A 17,615-nucleotide genomic window follows, 5' to 3' on the forward strand; every position below is an offset into this window, starting at 1 on the left:
GGCGTAGGGATTTAATTTCAATAAAAACAGCCGTTTTTCTCCCATAGGTTTATTATGAATGACACGAAATAATAAACAAGGCGATGACTTCTGAAACAATTTTCGAAGCTTTTATAAAACAGATTCAACAGGCCACCATCGCGGAATGGCTAGGGGTATCCTTTGGTGTTTTACAGGTTTGGTTTTCTCGACAAAATAAGTCGATCAATTACATTTTTGGAATTATTGGTATATTAATTTCTGTATACGTATTATTCCATGCGAAACTATATGCCGAAATATTGCTACATCTATATTACTTGATCATGAGCATTTATGGCTGGATCTATTGGAAATATAGTCGTGATGTAGCTACGCCCATAACGCATTGTGAGCCGAAAGAATGGTGGATAGTAGGTGGAATCTGTGCCACCGGTTTTCTGTTGTTTTACTTCGGATTGGTACACTTAACGGATTCTGATGTACCGCTTTGGGATTCTGCAGTTTCCTGTACAGCGTGGGCAGGGATGTGGTTATTGGCAAAGCGGAAGATAGAAAATTGGATATTGTTAAATATCAGTAATCTGATGGCAATTCCTTTACTGATCCATAAGGGATTATTTCTTTATTCGGGCTTGACTTTGTTTTTATTTGTTATGGCATTTAGTGGATATTTTAATTGGAGGAGAATAGTAAGTGAAGAAAGATATGCAACTCAGTAGCGAGGATATCGCCATTCTGAAAGATAATCAGGCAAAGGGAATTCAGCAGAAGACGTTGTCAGATGGACAACTGGAGTTGATTTATCGTCGGAAATGGTTTAAGATTTGGATTCCCCCTGAATTGGGCGGATTGGGACTTACGCTCCCCGAAGGTCTCCATTTATTGGATGATTTGGCTTATTGGGATGGGGGATTAGCCTGGACGGTAACTTTATGTTCGGGAGCCAATCTATTTGTCGGCTTTATTGATCCAGTTGTAGGGGATCAGGTTTTTGAAGCAGATCGGGTTTGTTTCGGTGGCAGCGGACAGGCATCTGGTACAGCTACGCATGAAGGGGACCATTATCGGCTGTGCGGTTTTTGGAAATATGCTACCGGAGCCCCCCATTTAACTCATTTCACTTTAAATGCACAGATTATGGAGGCAGGAAATCCAGTATTGGATGAAAAAGGTGAACCGCTTATAAAATCATTTTTTGTCGACCGTGACCATGTACTGGTTCATTACGATTGGGATACATTTGGATTGGAGGCTACGGCTTCGCATTCTTTTTCGCTGGAAGATATTGTCGTTGATGGGAGGCAGTCTTTTGAGATTGATGCCGCAAAAAGTACGCGTAAAGAGCTGCTGTATCAATATCCTTTTATGCCTTTTGCGGAATTGACCTTATTGGTCAATTTTACAGGGATGTATAAGCGATTTTTGGATTTGATTGAGAAGCTATTTGTTTTGAAAAGCAATCAATCCAAATGGGAAAAATCTGAAAGCAAAGCTGCGTTTAGGTTGCTCGATGACTTTCAGCAGGATTACATGATGCGAAAGGACGAGGTGATGAATTTGGCTTATCATTCTTGGGATAACCTCCGCGATGGAATTGATAATGCTACAATTTATGCGGAGATAGCCTCTAAAAGCAGAGATTTTGTAGCTTCCATTTTAACGAATACTGTCATCCTTTATCCGCATACAGGGATTTCGGGAGCTGCCATTGATCATGAAATTAATATAATCTTCCGAAATATTTTTACGGCTTCGCAGCATAAGTTGCTGCAGAAGAGTTTATAACAAAAAAGACTATCATTTGATAGTCTTTTTTGTTATAAAAGAATGTGTAGATCGCGAGATCGGGTTGGAACTTTTGCTGCCGTTGGGTATCTTCATCCCAAGGTTATTAATCGAATGCTTCAGGTTGGAATATATTAAAAAATGATTTCTTATCTTGTTACATTAAACATCCAATTGTATGCGTAAGAAAAGTTCATACTTGATTAAAAGTATATTTATGATATTATTCATTAGCCTTTTTTGTCAGGTGCTAATGGCACAGCAGCGGCATGCACTTTTAAAATCAATTTTTCAGGAGCTTAAAAATAATTCAATCTATAAGAATAAGATAAATTGGTCCAACATGGATCAGTATCTTAATACAGACTTGGACCAAAAAAGAAATCCAACAGATTTTTTGTTATCAGCAGTACAAAAAGTTTTGACAGAATTAGGTGACAAACATGCTTTTTTTCAGTATAATGATACTGTAATTCGAGGTAAATTTACTGAGAGCAAGAGAGCTATCGATCCTAGTATTTATCAATATGCTCTCGAAGAATCCTATGCTTTTCGAACAGCGGTAATTGATGATCAGTACGGTTATATAGCTATGCCATCAGCTCGAGTGGAAAATGATTTTTTTTCTGATAAGAGTAAAATGACACAAAGGATTAAGCAAATGGCCCAACAGTTACAAGATAGTTTATGTTCATTATCAGAACCCCGTTTTGGGGGATTAATTATTGATTTACGATTGAATAGGGGCGGGACATTGTGGATACATTTGGGCGCTTTGACCCCCTTGTTAAAGGATGGAACTTTATTTACCATGCAATATGCCGATGGTTCCAATACGAAGTTTAGTCGGTTAGGCAATACTATTTATCAAGATAGAGATACCATGGTTACAACGCGCGCTCATTGCGATTTTGATAATAAAAAAGTTGTGGTGCTTGTAGGGGCCTTAACAGGGAGTGCCGGTGAACAGACTGCATTAGCCCTTAAGTCCAATCTTCATACAATGGTCATAGGTGAAGAGACTGCTGGCTATTTGAGTATGAATGAGACAAAAGTATTTGAAGAGAATGCTATACTAAGTTACTCTAAAGGTATATTGAAGGATAATCAAGCTAAATCATACCCTCACAGTTTGTATCCTGATCTTCGTGTTATAGGCGGGGATAATTTTAAAAACCTAGCGAATGATGCTAAAATTAAGGCTGCTATAACGCAACTGAAAAAGTAGACTGATTCTGTGTTGATGGTATCTTATGAATGTAGGGATGAGTAAATTATGTTCCATCAATAATTCGATTCTGGAATAGGTGACGAGAATTGACACTGTCATTCATGAAATCAGAAAGTTTTTCGTCGGGTATATCAGAGTGTTTGTCTTATTACTATTAGGTTGCTATATATACTTAGATTGGACAATACTTCCATATCGTATTTTTGAGATCGTTTGCGTAGAAAATATAAAGTAATACGTGAATAAAAAGTTACTTTTAGGTAGTAACCAAATTTTCAAAAAGTGAGGGATAAGCCTAATCTTCATTATGATAAAATTTAATAGGTCGTGGATATTTTTATTAGCGTTAGTTTTCGCTTATATACCCACTGTTCTAGGTCAAGAAAACTTTAGATTGGATCGTTTTGGCGGAGAAAAAGGCCTTTCTCATGGTAATCTAACAGGCCTATTGAAGGATAAGGATGGTTTTATCTGGATTGGAACATGGAACGGAATTAACCGTTACGATGGTCAGCATTTCAAAACCTATAATTCCACAGAACTCAAAAAGTATGATGTTGCAAGTCGTCGAGTTATCCAGATGATTGATGGCATTAAAAACGATATTTGGTTTCTTACCTATGATATGAAACTTTATCGTTTTGACAAGGCTTCTGAGGAGTTTTTTTCGATATCGGAAAAGGTGGAAGGTACACAAAAAAAATCAGTACAGTTCAACAAAATTTTAGCAATCGATGCACAATCTATATGGGTAGGCAGCACAGACGATGGTTTATTTTGTATAAATACGAAAAGTGAAAATTTTGACTATTCAATCTTTAGCTCAGACAATAAGGCTGTAGATAATCATCTATCGTCAAATCAATTGACTTTTTTCCATAGGAATGCTGAAGGACAGTTATGGATTGGGACAAAAGATGGTCTTCATTTGCTTCAGTTAACTTCAAAAAAGGGGAATAAGCCACATGTTATTCAATCTTTTGAATTGACCTCCAATGGAATCTTTAAGATTGCTGAGTCCTCGGACTTCATGTACTTTTCTACTGTAAAAAATAACCTCTTGCTGTATAACAAACAAAAGAAAAAGCTGCAGGTGCTAACGGTAACAAAAGGACGAATCAATGAAATGCGTATGTCGCGTGATCAAAAGCAGCTTTTTCTGTCAACTTCTTTAGGAGAACTTATTGCATTTGATGTCGTGAAACATACATTACGGACAATCCATCGCTTTCGAACTGGCCTTACCGGTATTTATGAAGATAGTAAACGACGTTTGTGGCTTGAGCCAGAAGGCAGTGGCGTAGTGATGCTGAATTTGGATAATTTTAAAAGTAACTATTTTAGTTCTCCTTTCTTTAAAAAGAGTTCAACGGTGAGTTTTAAATGTTTTGAGGATGTATCGAAAAGAGTCTGGATCAGTATGCGCGGAGGTGGATTTGGTTTTTTTGATGAGCAGAATGGCCGGATCAGCTTTTCTTTTAAGTCAATCAATGGTCAGCAGATTGATTTTCCACGTTTTGTCCATGATATCCTATATGACTCTGCTGGCGTAATTTGGTTTGCCGTAGAGGGTGAGGGAATGGCACGGATAGTCTTTTACAACAAGGGGGTATCCTTCCAACCTTTTGAGAATGGACAGGGAGAAGCATCGGATCCCGAAGTTCGTAGCCTTTTATTTGATAAGATGGGAAGACTTTGGGTTGGTAAAAAATTTGGACGCATATCAGTTTTTGATCAAGGAAAAATTTCGTCAGTTTCTTTTAGCGGCGTGGATACCGAGGCACTTTCGTCTGTCTATAGCCTATTGGAAGACCAAAAGGGAATAATGTGGATGGGTACGAAGAAACATGGCTTATTAAAGGCCGTGCCACAAAATAGAGAGCGAACCTCCTACAGACTCGAACAATTTAGTGCAACAAACAAAAAATTAAATAGCAACCAAGTTTATTCTTTGTTGGAGGATAAGCAGGGGGCTATTTGGATAGGAACTTATGGATCGGGGTTACTGCGTGCCACTGAAATCAATGGAAGAACGAAATTCGAACGGGTAGCTTTGCAAAAGCCTGGATTGCGAAAGGATGCATTTGGCAGAGTTCGACAATTAACCCTCGATGAAAAGGGGATGGTTTGGGTAGCAACAACGTATGGTGTTCTGGTTGTCAATCCAATCAAAAAGGGGGATAATTTCTACTTTGTGTACTATAAGGGAGATCATATCGGAGATAACGATGTGCAATATCTGTACAAAGATCAGGATGGAGCAATGTGGATATGTACCTCAGGAGGTGGATTGACAAAATGCATTGGTAACCCTTTTAGCGCACTTCGATTTGAACATTATACTGCCAAAGAAGGGCTTTTTAATGATTATGTTTTAAGCTGTATCTTAGATGAAGAGCATAACCTTTGGTTAGCAACAGAAGGTGGTCTGTCCAAGTTTGATCGTCTAAAAAAGAGATTCGTGAATTTTAATGCGAGCGACGGTTTTGGCAATATGCGATTTTCAGAAAAGACGGTGGTTCAGAGTCAGCAAGGGATGATTTATTGGGGTACAACGAAGGGTATGCTCTGTTTGGACACCAAATCCTTTCAACAGAAAAATAGCAAACCCCAGCTTCTACTGACTGGGCTTTTGATTAATAATAAAGAGTTTGTAATTAACCCTCATAAAAAAGGACAACAAGTCGGTGTACAATATACAGATCGACTTATTTTAAATTATAATCAAAATAACCTATCCTTTGATGTAACAGTTTCGGATCCTCGCTACATGCACCCCAATTTTCAATATCGTATAAAGCAGATTGATACCAACTGGCATCTTAATAATCAGATTACACGTATTACCTATACCAATTTAAATCCCGGCAATTATACACTCGAGATAAAGGGTGAAGATGATCTTTATAGGGGAATACCTTACAGAAAGATTGAATTGATTATTAATCCACCATGGTGGAAGACCAATTGGGCGTATATAGTCTACGGTCTTTTGATTCTAGGAATTTTTTGTACTGTTTTTAAGATAAGTCTGCAAATGATACATTTAAAGCAGAAAGTACTCTTCGAACAGCATCTTGGAGCACTTAAAATGGAGTTTTTTACCAATATCTCTCATGAATTGCGAACACCATTGACACTTATCATAAGCCCAGTCAAGAAATTGATGCGTGAAGAAACGGATACAAAAAAGCAGGCGTATATGGATATTATTCATCGGAATGCTACGCGAATGGAGCTTTTTGTCAATCAATTGTTAGATTTGAGAAAGGTACAGGAAAACAAGCATCAATTGCATCTTACACAATTCGACCTAGTGGTATTGGTATCTGATGTGTTATTCGCCTTTACTGCATCTGCAGAGGCAAAACAGGTGAACCTTAAATTTGTCACAGCATTTAAAGAACTGATTGTCCAGTTGGATCAGGGGAAAATAGAGATAATCCTTTTCAACTTGTTGTCAAATGCTCTAAATTATGCACCAGAGGGAAGTACAGTGGAAACCCGGTTAAACCTACATCAAGATAAAATGTGTATGCATATCATTGACGAGGGGCCTGGGGTTGCAAATGTATCACTGCCTTATATTTTTGAACTATTTTATACCGAAAATAATACTAAAGCACATAAAAGAAAAAGTACAGGAGTAGGTTTAGCGCTTTCAAAAGAATTTACATTATTACACGGCGGAGATATTTATGCTAGAAACAGGATAAGTCAGGGGCTTCATGTTAGCGTTGAAATTCCAATTCACAATAACTCAAATCTGCCGCAAAATGTCGAAAAATTCCTTAGCTTCAATTCTTTTGACCTTCCGCGTTCCGCTCCGGATAAGAATAGCCCAGTATCTTTGCATAAAGGCAAAAATGAAACTTTATTGTTAGTAGAAGACAATGCGGATTTACGTATATTTTTAAAGGGGCAGTTGGATGCTCATTATCGCGTTGAAATAGCTACAAATGGTAAAGAAGGGTTGGAAAAAATTCACTCTATTATGCCTGATTTTATATTAAGCGATCTGATGATGCCAGAAATGGATGGCATTGAAATGTTGAAAGAAGTTCGGCGGGATGCGCGCGTTTGTCATATTCCTTTTGTGTTGTTGAGTGCTAAACATGCTGTTGAAACGCAAATTGAAGGATTGAGTTATGGTGCTGATTATTATATCACAAAACCATTCGAACCTGCTTTTCTGTTAACGGCTATTCATAGTTTACTTCAAAAAAGAAGATCCTATTTTGAACAAGTTACTGAACGGAATGCTCCTATAATTCAAGTATCAGAAGTTCAAATTGATGACAGGGATAAGAAATTCTTGGATACGGTAGTTGAGGTGGTGGAACAGCATATGAATCAATCTGACTTTAATATTGATTTGATTGCCGAACAGCTGAATTTGGCTCGTAATACCTTTTACAAAAAATTTAAGAGCCTGACAAATATGGCTCCAGTTGAATTTGTTCGGGAGTTGCGCCTGAAAAAGGCAAAATTATATTTTGATGCCGGTTTGGAAAACGTATCCGATGTGGCTTATCGCGTAGGATTTAATAATCCCAAATATTTCAGTACAAGTTTCAAGGAAATGTTTGGGATCTCACCAAAAGAGTATGCCATGCGAAATAAAAAAAATGATTTTTAATATGATTTTTCAATATAAATCATTGGTAATTAGCTGTGTGTAAAAATTAAACCTTTTTTGTTAATTATTGAACCTTTAATTTGTTGTGCTCCATTAGCTTTGATTATTGCTAGCGAAAGGCTTGCAAACTTAATGTTAAACGAACCAATTATAGACTTCTAATGATTAGACAAATTCTTGTATCTATCCTATTGACCTATGTTCAATTTTGTAGTCCCTTTTTTAGCTGTGCAAGTACAATTAATATAACAGCGCTAGCTGGAAGTTACAAGGTGATAGTATCAGTCGATGGTACCGGCGATTATAAGACCATACAAGAGGCAATCGACAATGCACCAAAATATTGCAGTGAACCTTACCGTATTTATGTGAAAAATGGAGATTACAATGAAGTCGTCATAGTATCCGCAGAAAAAAAATTTATCCATTTAATTGGTCAAGATAAGCAGCAAACACGTGTTCATTTTAAACTAAATGTTCAGTCTTTACCCAAGCCAGATTCGAAATGGTATCAAACAGACACTGCAGCTTGGAAATTTTCTGTTCACAATCCCGAAGCGGCAGTTTACAGCTTCCCAGGGGCAGTGGTCACAATTAATGGAGATGATTTTTATGCCGAAAATATCAGTTTTATAAATGATTGGGGACTTGAACGGCAAAGCGGCCCACAGGCTTTGGCAATACGTATCCAAGCGGATAGGGTAGCATTTAGTGGTTGCATATTCCGATCTTTTCAAGATACCTGGATGACTAGTACACGCAAGCCTAATGATCGGCTATATGTATACAATTGCTGGATAGAAGGGGCTGTGGATTATTTTTATGGGGGAGGTAATGCGTATGTTGAGCATAGTACATTGTATAATGTGCGCAGCGGCTCGGTCATTGTAGCTCCGAGACATAAAGAGGAAACTAAATGGGGGTACATATTTAAGTATTGTACGATCGATGGAAATACTGCAGCAGCGGATGGTAAAGTAAAGTTAGGACGCCCATGGCACGACCAGCCTAAAGCTGTTTTTCTTTACACCCGAATGAATATCCCGGTCGCTCCAGAAGGATGGACAGACATGGGGGGAATTCCCAAAATATTTGCTGACTACAAGAGTATAGATGCGTCAGGAAATGCGATTAGCAATGACAATCGTAAGACACGATTTAAAAATAGTAACAATGAGATCGGCGTATCAAAAGCAGTATTAACCGATGCAGAAGCCTCCAACTATACCTATGATAAGGTTATTTTAAGTATTGATCAGTGGGATCCTCGCAAATTTATCTCCACTAAACCCCAAGTATGGAAGTGATTTCGCAGAAATCGAGCGATATAGCCAAACAATTATAAATCAAATCTTATGAGAAATAACAAATTGAAACCATTTGACGGAATAAAGTTTTCTTTGTTTCGTTCTACGCAGCAGCGTAAAGATTTGTTGCATTCAGATGGAGTCAGGGATGTACCTTATTACAATTGGCGGAGCCGGGCGAATATTGGCTTCTTGCTGGTTTTTCTTTCAACTACCATTCAGGCAAACGATAGTTATGCGACCACGAGAGTGCTCTTGGATAGTTCCGGTAAGCAAGTTCAATGGATACCCCAAAGGTCTATTGCTGTCATAGGCAAGGTATTGGATGAACGGGGAGTTCCTATAACAGGGGTAACCGTGAGAATGAAATCAAGCAGTATGGTGGTATCAACTGATCAGTCGGGAAGTTATGCTTTTAAGGATATTCCCGAGAATGCTGTTCTTGTGTTTGTGTATGTCGGAAAAAAAAGCCAAGAAGTTCAGGTCAATGGACGCACGAAAATAGATGTAGTTCTTGCAGATAATACGCTTATGATGGATGAAGTTGTCGCCATCGGCTATGGTACCACAAAACGGAAAGATCTGACAGGGTCAGTTGCCTCTATCAATGCCGAACAATTGAAAGATCTCCCCACAGTATCTGTCCTTCAAGCGATATCCGGTCGTTTACCGGGAGTCAATGTCACCATAACGGAAGGTTCGCCTGATGCCCAGATAAAAGTCCGCGTGCGTGGAGGAAGTTCCATCACCCAGGATAATTCGCCCCTATATATCGTTGATGGATTTCGTGTCGCCAATATCAATGATATTCCGATGGCAGATATTGAAAATATAGATGTACTGAAGGACGCTGCCTCCACTGCAATATATGGCTCTGAAGGAGCCAATGGAGTTATCTTGATTACGACTAAGTCTGGGAAAGGAGGGAGTCCAAAAATTACATTCAACTCCTATCTGGCAGCAAGTAAAGTGTACAACCTTACTGAGGTACTGTCACCCTATGAGTATGTATATTGGCAGCGTGAACTCGATCCTTCTATAGCTGCAAATAACAGTTTTAATTCCATGTATGGACTCTGGGAAGATGTGGATATCTATAAATCCAAAGGCGGGCTAAATTGGCAGGATAAATTATATGGCAATACGGGGCTGCAACAAAACTATAGCTTGGGAATGACCGGAGGCGACAAAGACGGCAGTCTGACCTATAATTTAAACTATACACACGATAATGAGGACTATATTATGCTAAACTCGGCTTATCAGCGGGATTATGTTAGCGCCAAGCTCAATAAAAAGATCAGTCCTAAGCTTTCTTTTGAGTTTAACTCGCGGATGTCAAACACAAAAATCACCGGCCCCAGTATCTCTGATGGACGAAAGCTGCGGGAAGCAGTAAAGTATGCGCCCGTTCGTAGTCTTGCATCTCTGACTGAAGGGGCCCTGGGTGGCGCGGAAGATATTACCTCAGCTGAAGCATTGAGCTCACTCAACGACCCCGTTGTAAATGTTGTTAATGAGTACAAAGATCAACATCGTTTTAATTTAATTTTCAACACCGGGCTGAATTGGAAAATCACCAGAGGATTGAGCTTCAATGCCAAAGGTTCTTATGGTTTTAATAAAAATTTTACAGATAACATCTGGATAAAAGGAACTGGACAGTCCAGCGCCAATGGAGGGCAGCCCGTCGCGCGACGAGAAGATCAAAAAGGGGCACTCTGGTCATTCCAAAATGTGCTGACTTACGATTTCAAACTGCAAGAAAATAAGCATCGGTTTACGATCGTTGGGGGACAGGAGATGACAAATAGCGAGCAAAATGATATGCTATTGGAATCTAAATTTTACCCGAAAGATTTCTCAACAGACGATGTGTTAGCGATGTGGAATTATGGTATTCCATCGCCTACCTACACCACTATTCGCGAACCATCACGGACGACCTCCTTCTTTTCGAGGATTAACTATACTTTCAGTGATCGCTATATTCTGACGTTGACAGGGAGGGCTGATGGTAAAAATGTATTTGCGCCAGGCAACCAGTGGGGTTTTTTCCCCGGTGCGGCTTTTGCCTGGAGATTTTCGGACGAGTCTTTCATGTCAGGTACCAAAGCTTGGCTTTCTGACGCTAAATTGCGTTTGAGTCACGGCTCGGTCGGTAATGCCCGTGTGGGATCTTATTGGCGGCAGGACTATGATTTTATTAATGCGGCAAATCAATTGTATTATATTGGAGAAACACCACAGAGTGCACTACGCACGAAAACTACGCTGAAGAATGAAAATCTAACATGGGAAAGCACCGTGTCCAGTAATATAGGTTTGGATCTTTCCTTGTTTAAAAACCGGTTGAATCTTACTGTTGATGCTTATAATAATATTACAAACGATTTAATCCTTCAGGTGCCGTTGCCATCGAGCTCGGGGTATGCCAACCAGTATCAGAACGTAGGTAGTACTTCCAATAGGGGAATTGAGTTTTCGGCATCTGCAGTATTGGTGGAAAAAAAAGATTTTCGTTTATCAGCAGATTTTAACATTGCTTTTAACCGCAATAAGATTCGTAAGCTGATTGATGGTCTGAATGAAATGACAACGCCAGCCTCTCCATGGCTGGATTTTGGGCGTGACGATTTTAGGGCCATCGTTGGACAGCCTTTGGGATTGATGTATGGCTTTAAACAAGATGGTTTCTATTCTTTTGATGATTTTACTTTTGATGGTACACAAAATAGATGGCTATTAAATGAAGGGGTGGTGGATGCTTCGAAAGTGATGTCCAGGGGCGGTAATTATTTTGGCCCAGGTCATATTAAACTTGAGAAATTGGGCGGAGAAGGGCAGGTAATTACATTGGAGGATGACAGAGCGGTGATCGGCCAGGCACAACCAAAACACACAGGTGGTTTAATGTTGAATGTGCAGTACAAAAGCTTTGATCTGGTAGGTATGTTTAACTGGTCATATGGCAATGACATATATAATGCAGATAAAATAGATTTCATGGCTTATGAAGGTTCTAAACGGTATCAGAATATCAGTAATGATATGAGGCTTTCGCAACGTTTTACCACGATAAACCCTACCACTGGTGCCAATATCATGTTTGGAAATGATGCTAACCCCGAGCTTTTCCGTGCGCTCAATGAAGGAAAGACGATGTGGAATCCCATGGCGGCAAATGGTCGTATTTTAACCGATTGGGCCATCGAAGACGGCTCCTTCCTTAGACTGAGTAATGTGACACTAGGATACACTTTGCCTACACGTATCGCTAAGCGGCTTCTTATGCAGAATTTACGCATTTATGTCGCTGGGTACAACCTACATGTATGGACAAAATATAGTGGACAGGATCCAGAGGTCGACACACAACGTAATCCATTGACCCCCGGTGTGGGATACTCTGCTTATCCGAAAGCGAGAAAGGTGTTGTTTGGATTAAATGTTACATTTTAAACACAAGAACATGAAAAATATAATCATCATTGCTGTTGTCATACTGGCTTGTATGAGTTCATGCAAAAAATATCTTGAAACGAGTTCTCCTTCTTCGCTAAGTGGAGAAACTGTATTTAAGACGAGTTCTATGACTAAAGCTGCGGTTATGGGACTTTATGGGAAAATGACAGATACCTATATCTATGGTCAGAAACTATCTGTCAACTGGCAAGGAGTATCGGATACGGAATCCAATGGTTCATTTAGCGAAACCGGATATATCTCTCAGACAGACGATTTTGGCGCCGGAAATTATTTCGGACACGCCAATAATTCTACGACAAGGTGGCAACGTTTGTTCGAGTTTGCAGAAATGGCAACTGCAGTCGTTGATGGCATCCGCAATTCACCGATTCTAACGAGTGAGGCAAATAATATGAAACCTCTTCTGGGAGAAGCGCTTACACTTAAGTCTCTCGCATTTTTTGAGCTTGCCCGGTATTGGGGGGATATTCCGTATAAAAAAGAAGCTTCCAGGTCCGACCTATCTAATGTGTATTTGCCAAAATCTGATAAGGATACTGTGTATCATTATTTAGTAAAGGACTTGGAAGAAGCACAGTCTTATCTTCCTTATAAAGGGGGAAATAGTGAGTATGGTACGGTAGAACGTGTAACCAAAGGTTTCGCAAAAGGTTTGCTGGCACGTGTGGCATTATTTGCTGGAGGTTGGTCCCTCAGAGACAGTAAAGCATTTCCCAATTCTACCGCTGAGAAGCATCCTACTATTTCATCCAGCAACGGTTATTATGTAGGTCGACCTCAAAACTGGAAAGAATATTACCGTATCGCGGCACAACAGACAGCGGAATTGATCGGATCGGCAGAAAATCCACATCGTTTAGATCCAGATTTTGAAAACATATGGTCTTCCGTATGTGGTAATCGTCCAAATGCTTCAAATGAAAATTTGTTTGAAGTAGCCTTTGGTATGGGCAACAATGGAGATATAGGCTCTTTGATGGGCTATGCTGTGGATGGGAATTCAAAGTATGGCTCCCGAGGATTTGGGGGGAGTTATGTGACCTCTACCGCCTATTATTTTTATTCCTTCGACAGAGAAGATAAAAGACGTGACGTGACCCTTACCTGGATTGGCTACGGAGCCGACAATAAAGAGAAGGTCAGTAATAACCCAAACGATGTCAAATTCGGTAAATGGAGGATTTACTGGATGTCTAATTCATATCTTGCTATGCATAAGACCGCAACAGGTCGTATCGCTACTGGAGTCAATTGGATACTGATGCGATACTCCGATATTTATCTTATGTATGCCGAAGCTCAAAGTCAAATTGAAAACCCTGACGCAGTACATGAAATGGCCAAAATATCACCGAGACAGGCATTAGAAAAAGTTCGTGAAAGAGCATTTGGCGTTGGGTCTTCCAAAATACAAGCGTATGATGCTAATTTTTTGGATGCAGTAATTAATGAACGTGCTTGGGAGTTTGGCGGTGAGTCTGTCCGTAAACAAGATCTAATTCGTTGGGGATTGCTTTACAAAAAAATCGAAGATATGAAGATGGCGCTATGTCTTATGTACGATCATAGCAAACCAGTGAAAATATTTGATAAGAACTATCAGCCAGCACAATTTCCTTCGACAGTTTATTTCCGCTATAAAGACAGCGAATATATTGATAAGGCTTCTTTAAATTATTACGGTGATCTGCCAGCGGTTCCGGGTGGGGACTACATTTCTGTCAGATGGTTCCCTCAAGATGCTGCCAAGCCGGAAAAAGTAGAATCAGGAAAAGTATACAATTATACAATTTGGCCGATCAGAACATTATTGGCCGGAACAGGACTGATGGCTACATACAACTATTCGGAATTTCTCTCCACCTTGACATACGGTGCTGAAATTCAAGCGCAGCTTAACCAGTATAAAATGGGCAATGGCGTCTGTAATTATCGGTACGTTTATCCAATATATATAGACGATATTCGGGAAGCAAGGGGCTACCTGAGTAATGCCTACGGTTATTAACATCAAGCAGATAGTTTTATGAAAAAGATACTTTTAAATATCATAATGTTGCTGGCTCTGGTTTTAAACCTGCTTAGTTGTAAAAAGACTAACGATTGGGAAGTGGATACTTCACACCAGCGGCTTTTTAAATCGCTAAAGTTTACTACTGGTGTGGTCGGTGCAACTTCAGTGGAAATTAACTATACAAAAACAGTAGCTGCGCAGAAATATATTTTTGAATTTAGTAAGGATAGTTTGCAGTTTACCGAAATTGTTAAGACAGTGGAAATATTAGCTGATACGTTGACCCCGTTTGCGCCATCCACCATTCCTGCAAGGGTTGAATATCGGACTTCATTTGATAACCTGGATGGCCTCACGGGGTATTCTGTCAGGATGAAAGGAGTAAATACAGAAACCGGTGAAGAATCGAATTACTCACAATTATATTTTAAGACGGCTGCAGAACAGTTATTCAGTAAACTGAATATTGCTGTGGATCATATCGAGCTCTATTGGCCTGCAACGGATCGTGTAACTCATGTTAGCGTTTTTGACCCGGTGAAGAATATTGAACTGCAGAAGATTACTTTGTCCCCTGCTAATAAAGCCGATGGTCATATCAAAATTGAAGGCTTACGACCTGGAACAAACTATCGCGTTGCAATTTTTAACGAGGAAAACGAGCGGGGAGCAAAGACAGTTAAAACCTTAGGTATAGCCGGAGGAGAGATGATAACGGTAAACCCTGGAGACGATATTCCTGCGTTGGTCAGTTCAGCTGTTGCCCAAGGAAAAACCAATATCGTGTTGGTATTTACAGGTGGTAAGACTTACGATTTGGCCAATTTACTGATGCCTGCAGGAATCGGTAATCTAAACCTGACCGGTATCTCAGATGCTAGTGGCAATAACCCTAAGTTAAATCTTTCGAGTTTGCAGTTCACCGATCTTGTGCTAGGTGAGGTTGTGTTTGAAAATCTCGAAATTCATGCAAACGGTAGCTCTTTTTTGATCTCTCAGGATAAGAATGGTGCAAGTGTAGCTGCCTATACGTTTAAAAATTGTTATATAGAAAGACTAGGCAGTGGAGTGCTGCGCCTCAACAATACTGTAAAGGTAACAGGAATAAACTTTGACAATTGTATAGTCGATAAAATTGGAGGATATGGTGTGATCAATATCGGAGGTAGTAGCGCAAGTGTGGATTCGATCTCGATAACCAAGAGTACCTTCACCGATCTGACAACGCAGTTGATGGACGTTCGCGTCGCTGTCGGGAAAATAGTGGTTGGCAACTGTACTTTTTACAATCAAAATGCAGCAATGGCTCAATTGCTCCGCTTCGATACAGCTCGATTGCCTTTATCTTTTGTCGGCAGTAACAATATTATCGCTGGAACGAACAATGGGGGACGTATAAACGCAACGAGCTACGATCATGCTGGCTCTGCGCTTAACGTATCGTTTGCGGGAAGCTATCGGACAAATGAATTGCAGATAGAGAGAACTTCTCGGGATTTTTCGGAGATCACTATTTTCAGCGGAACCGCGGAAGATTTATTTGTAAATCCGATGAATAGAGACTTCCGTATTAAAGCTGGTAATGGATTTGGTGGACGTGGTACTGTTGGAGACCCACGTTGGTTTGAATAAATTAAAACATACATAATACTAAATCAGGAAAGGATAGTATGAAGAAATTGATATGGTGTGGAATGTTGTGTTTGATATTTTATAACACACGAGTTTGTGCTCAGCATATTGCAGCTTTTCCGGGGGCTGAGGGAGGCGGAATGTTTACAAAAGGAGGCCGGGCTGGTACAGTCTATTATGTAAATACATTGCGTGATGATGACCAGGGTGATGCACAACTAAAAGAAGGCTCGCTACGCTGGTGCCTACGACAAGAAGGGGCAAAAACAATTTTGTTTAAAGTAGGGGGAACGATATGGCTCCAGAAACGACTGTCAATAAATAAGGGGGATTTGACTATAGCTGGACAATCTGCTCCCGGTGAAGGAATTACGTTAGCCGGAAATCCTGTTTCAGTAGATGCGGATAATATAGTTATCCGATTTCTGCGTTTCCGTATGGGGGATCTGCTGCTCACTGGCCGCGATGCTGACGGAGCGGATGCTCTCGGCGGACGCCAAAGACAGCATATCATAATTGACCATTGCTCCATTAGTTGGAGTACGGATGAATGTGCTTCATTCTATGACAATAAAAATTTCACGATGCAATGGTGCATTATTTCCGAGAGTCTGCGTCTTTCTGGACATTCCAAAGGTCCACACGGTTATGGTGCTATTTGGGGTGGAGTTCATGCAACCTTTCACCACAACCTCCTTGCTCATCACGATAGTAGAAGCCCTCGATTGGGACCTGGAGCCCTTTACGCAGGAAGCGATACGACCGATATTCGTAATAATGTAATTTACAATTGGAATGGCAACGGAGTGTATGGCGGTGAAGCTATGTATGTTAACATCGTTAATAACTTCTATAAACCTGGGCCTGCTACGAGTAGTAACATTAAGGATAGAATTATAGCCATTAATGCCAAAACAGAAGAACACCCTTTTCCAAACATTAAAGATGTGTGGGGTAAATATTTTGTGAGCGGTAATCTACTGACCCACAATTCCAGCATCTCCGCAGATAATTGGCAGGGTGTGCGGATCGTCGGCGAACAGGTCCAGTCGCGAATCAGATTAGATAAGGAGATCCCCTTACAAGGGACTATCCATACCCACGAGGCACAAACAGCTTACGAAAAAGTACTGACGTATGCTGGTAACTCCTATGTACGTGATGCTGTCGATCAGCGGATCATTAACGAAACACGTAGTGGGAGTACTACTTTTCAAGGAAAGAGCCCTCATAATGGCGAAGGGGGAAAATGGAAAAGCCTACAGTATCCTCGTAAAGGTTTGATTGATTCACAGCAGGATATTAATCCAGATCCCGTGGGTAATCGGTATGGGGCCTGGCCTTCGTTGGAAGCTGGAACAGCCATTCAAGATCATGACCGGGATGGAATACCAGATGGATGGCTTAAAAAGAATTATCCCGGAAAACAGGCAAACGATCTGACTGAATTAGGATATACTTACCTAGAGGTGTATCTCAATAAATTGGTGGCTTCCATTACAGAAGGTCAGATCTAATATTTTATAGATTTTGTAT

General features: G+C 40.1%; 9 protein-coding genes. All 9 read left to right on the forward strand.

All coding sequences use genetic code 11. The features are described from left to right. Positions 1 to 83: 83 nt before the first annotated feature. The 9 genes from pnuC to AB1Z56_RS02995 all read left to right on the forward strand — a co-directional run bounded on the left by pnuC (position 84) and on the right by AB1Z56_RS02995 (position 17,596). Entirely contained in the window at positions 84 to 701 is a 618-nt protein-coding gene (gene pnuC / locus AB1Z56_RS02955; protein WP_313265954.1) for a nicotinamide riboside transporter PnuC, read from the forward strand. Then, complete coding sequence (locus AB1Z56_RS02960) at positions 688 to 1,767, forward strand: acyl-CoA dehydrogenase (RefSeq protein ID WP_426791032.1); 1,080 nt, start codon at positions 688 to 690, stop codon at positions 1,765 to 1,767. The genes pnuC and AB1Z56_RS02960 overlap by 14 nt, the downstream gene beginning before the upstream one ends. Positions 1,768 to 1,945: 178 nt before the next feature. Beyond that, complete coding sequence (locus AB1Z56_RS02965; RefSeq protein WP_426791033.1) at positions 1,946 to 2,995, forward strand: S41 family peptidase; 1,050 nt, start codon at positions 1,946 to 1,948, stop codon at positions 2,993 to 2,995. Positions 2,996 to 3,305: 310 nt separating this feature from the next. Beyond that, positions 3,306 to 7,637, forward strand: coding sequence for a two-component regulator propeller domain-containing protein (locus tag AB1Z56_RS02970; protein ID WP_426791034.1), 4,332 nt, complete (start codon positions 3,306 to 3,308; stop codon positions 7,635 to 7,637). A 161-nt stretch (positions 7,638 to 7,798) separates the two neighbouring features. Next, positions 7,799 to 8,944 (forward strand): pectinesterase family protein, encoded by a 1,146-nt coding sequence (locus tag AB1Z56_RS02975; protein WP_426791035.1) that lies wholly within the window; start codon positions 7,799 to 7,801, stop codon positions 8,942 to 8,944. Positions 8,945 to 8,992: 48 nt separating this feature from the next. Beyond that, on the forward strand, positions 8,993 to 12,406 hold the full coding sequence (locus tag AB1Z56_RS02980; RefSeq protein ID WP_426791036.1) for a SusC/RagA family TonB-linked outer membrane protein: 3,414 nt from the start codon (positions 8,993 to 8,995) through the stop codon (positions 12,404 to 12,406). Between the two features lie 10 nt (positions 12,407 to 12,416). Then, positions 12,417 to 14,441: a RagB/SusD family nutrient uptake outer membrane protein gene (locus AB1Z56_RS02985; RefSeq protein ID WP_426791037.1), complete on the forward strand. Its 2,025-nt coding sequence runs from the start codon at positions 12,417 to 12,419 to the stop codon at positions 14,439 to 14,441. Between the two features lie 18 nt (positions 14,442 to 14,459). Then, complete coding sequence (locus tag AB1Z56_RS02990) at positions 14,460 to 16,079, forward strand: DUF5123 domain-containing protein (protein WP_313265941.1); 1,620 nt, start codon at positions 14,460 to 14,462, stop codon at positions 16,077 to 16,079. A 38-nt stretch (positions 16,080 to 16,117) separates the two neighbouring features. Next, entirely contained in the window at positions 16,118 to 17,596 is a 1,479-nt protein-coding gene (locus tag AB1Z56_RS02995) for a pectate lyase family protein (RefSeq protein WP_426791038.1), read from the forward strand. Positions 17,597 to 17,615: the final 19 nt, after the last annotated feature.

This window comes from Sphingobacterium sp. WOUb80 (assembly GCF_050058145.1).
Taxonomy (GTDB): Bacteria; Bacteroidota; Bacteroidia; order Sphingobacteriales; family Sphingobacteriaceae; genus Sphingobacterium.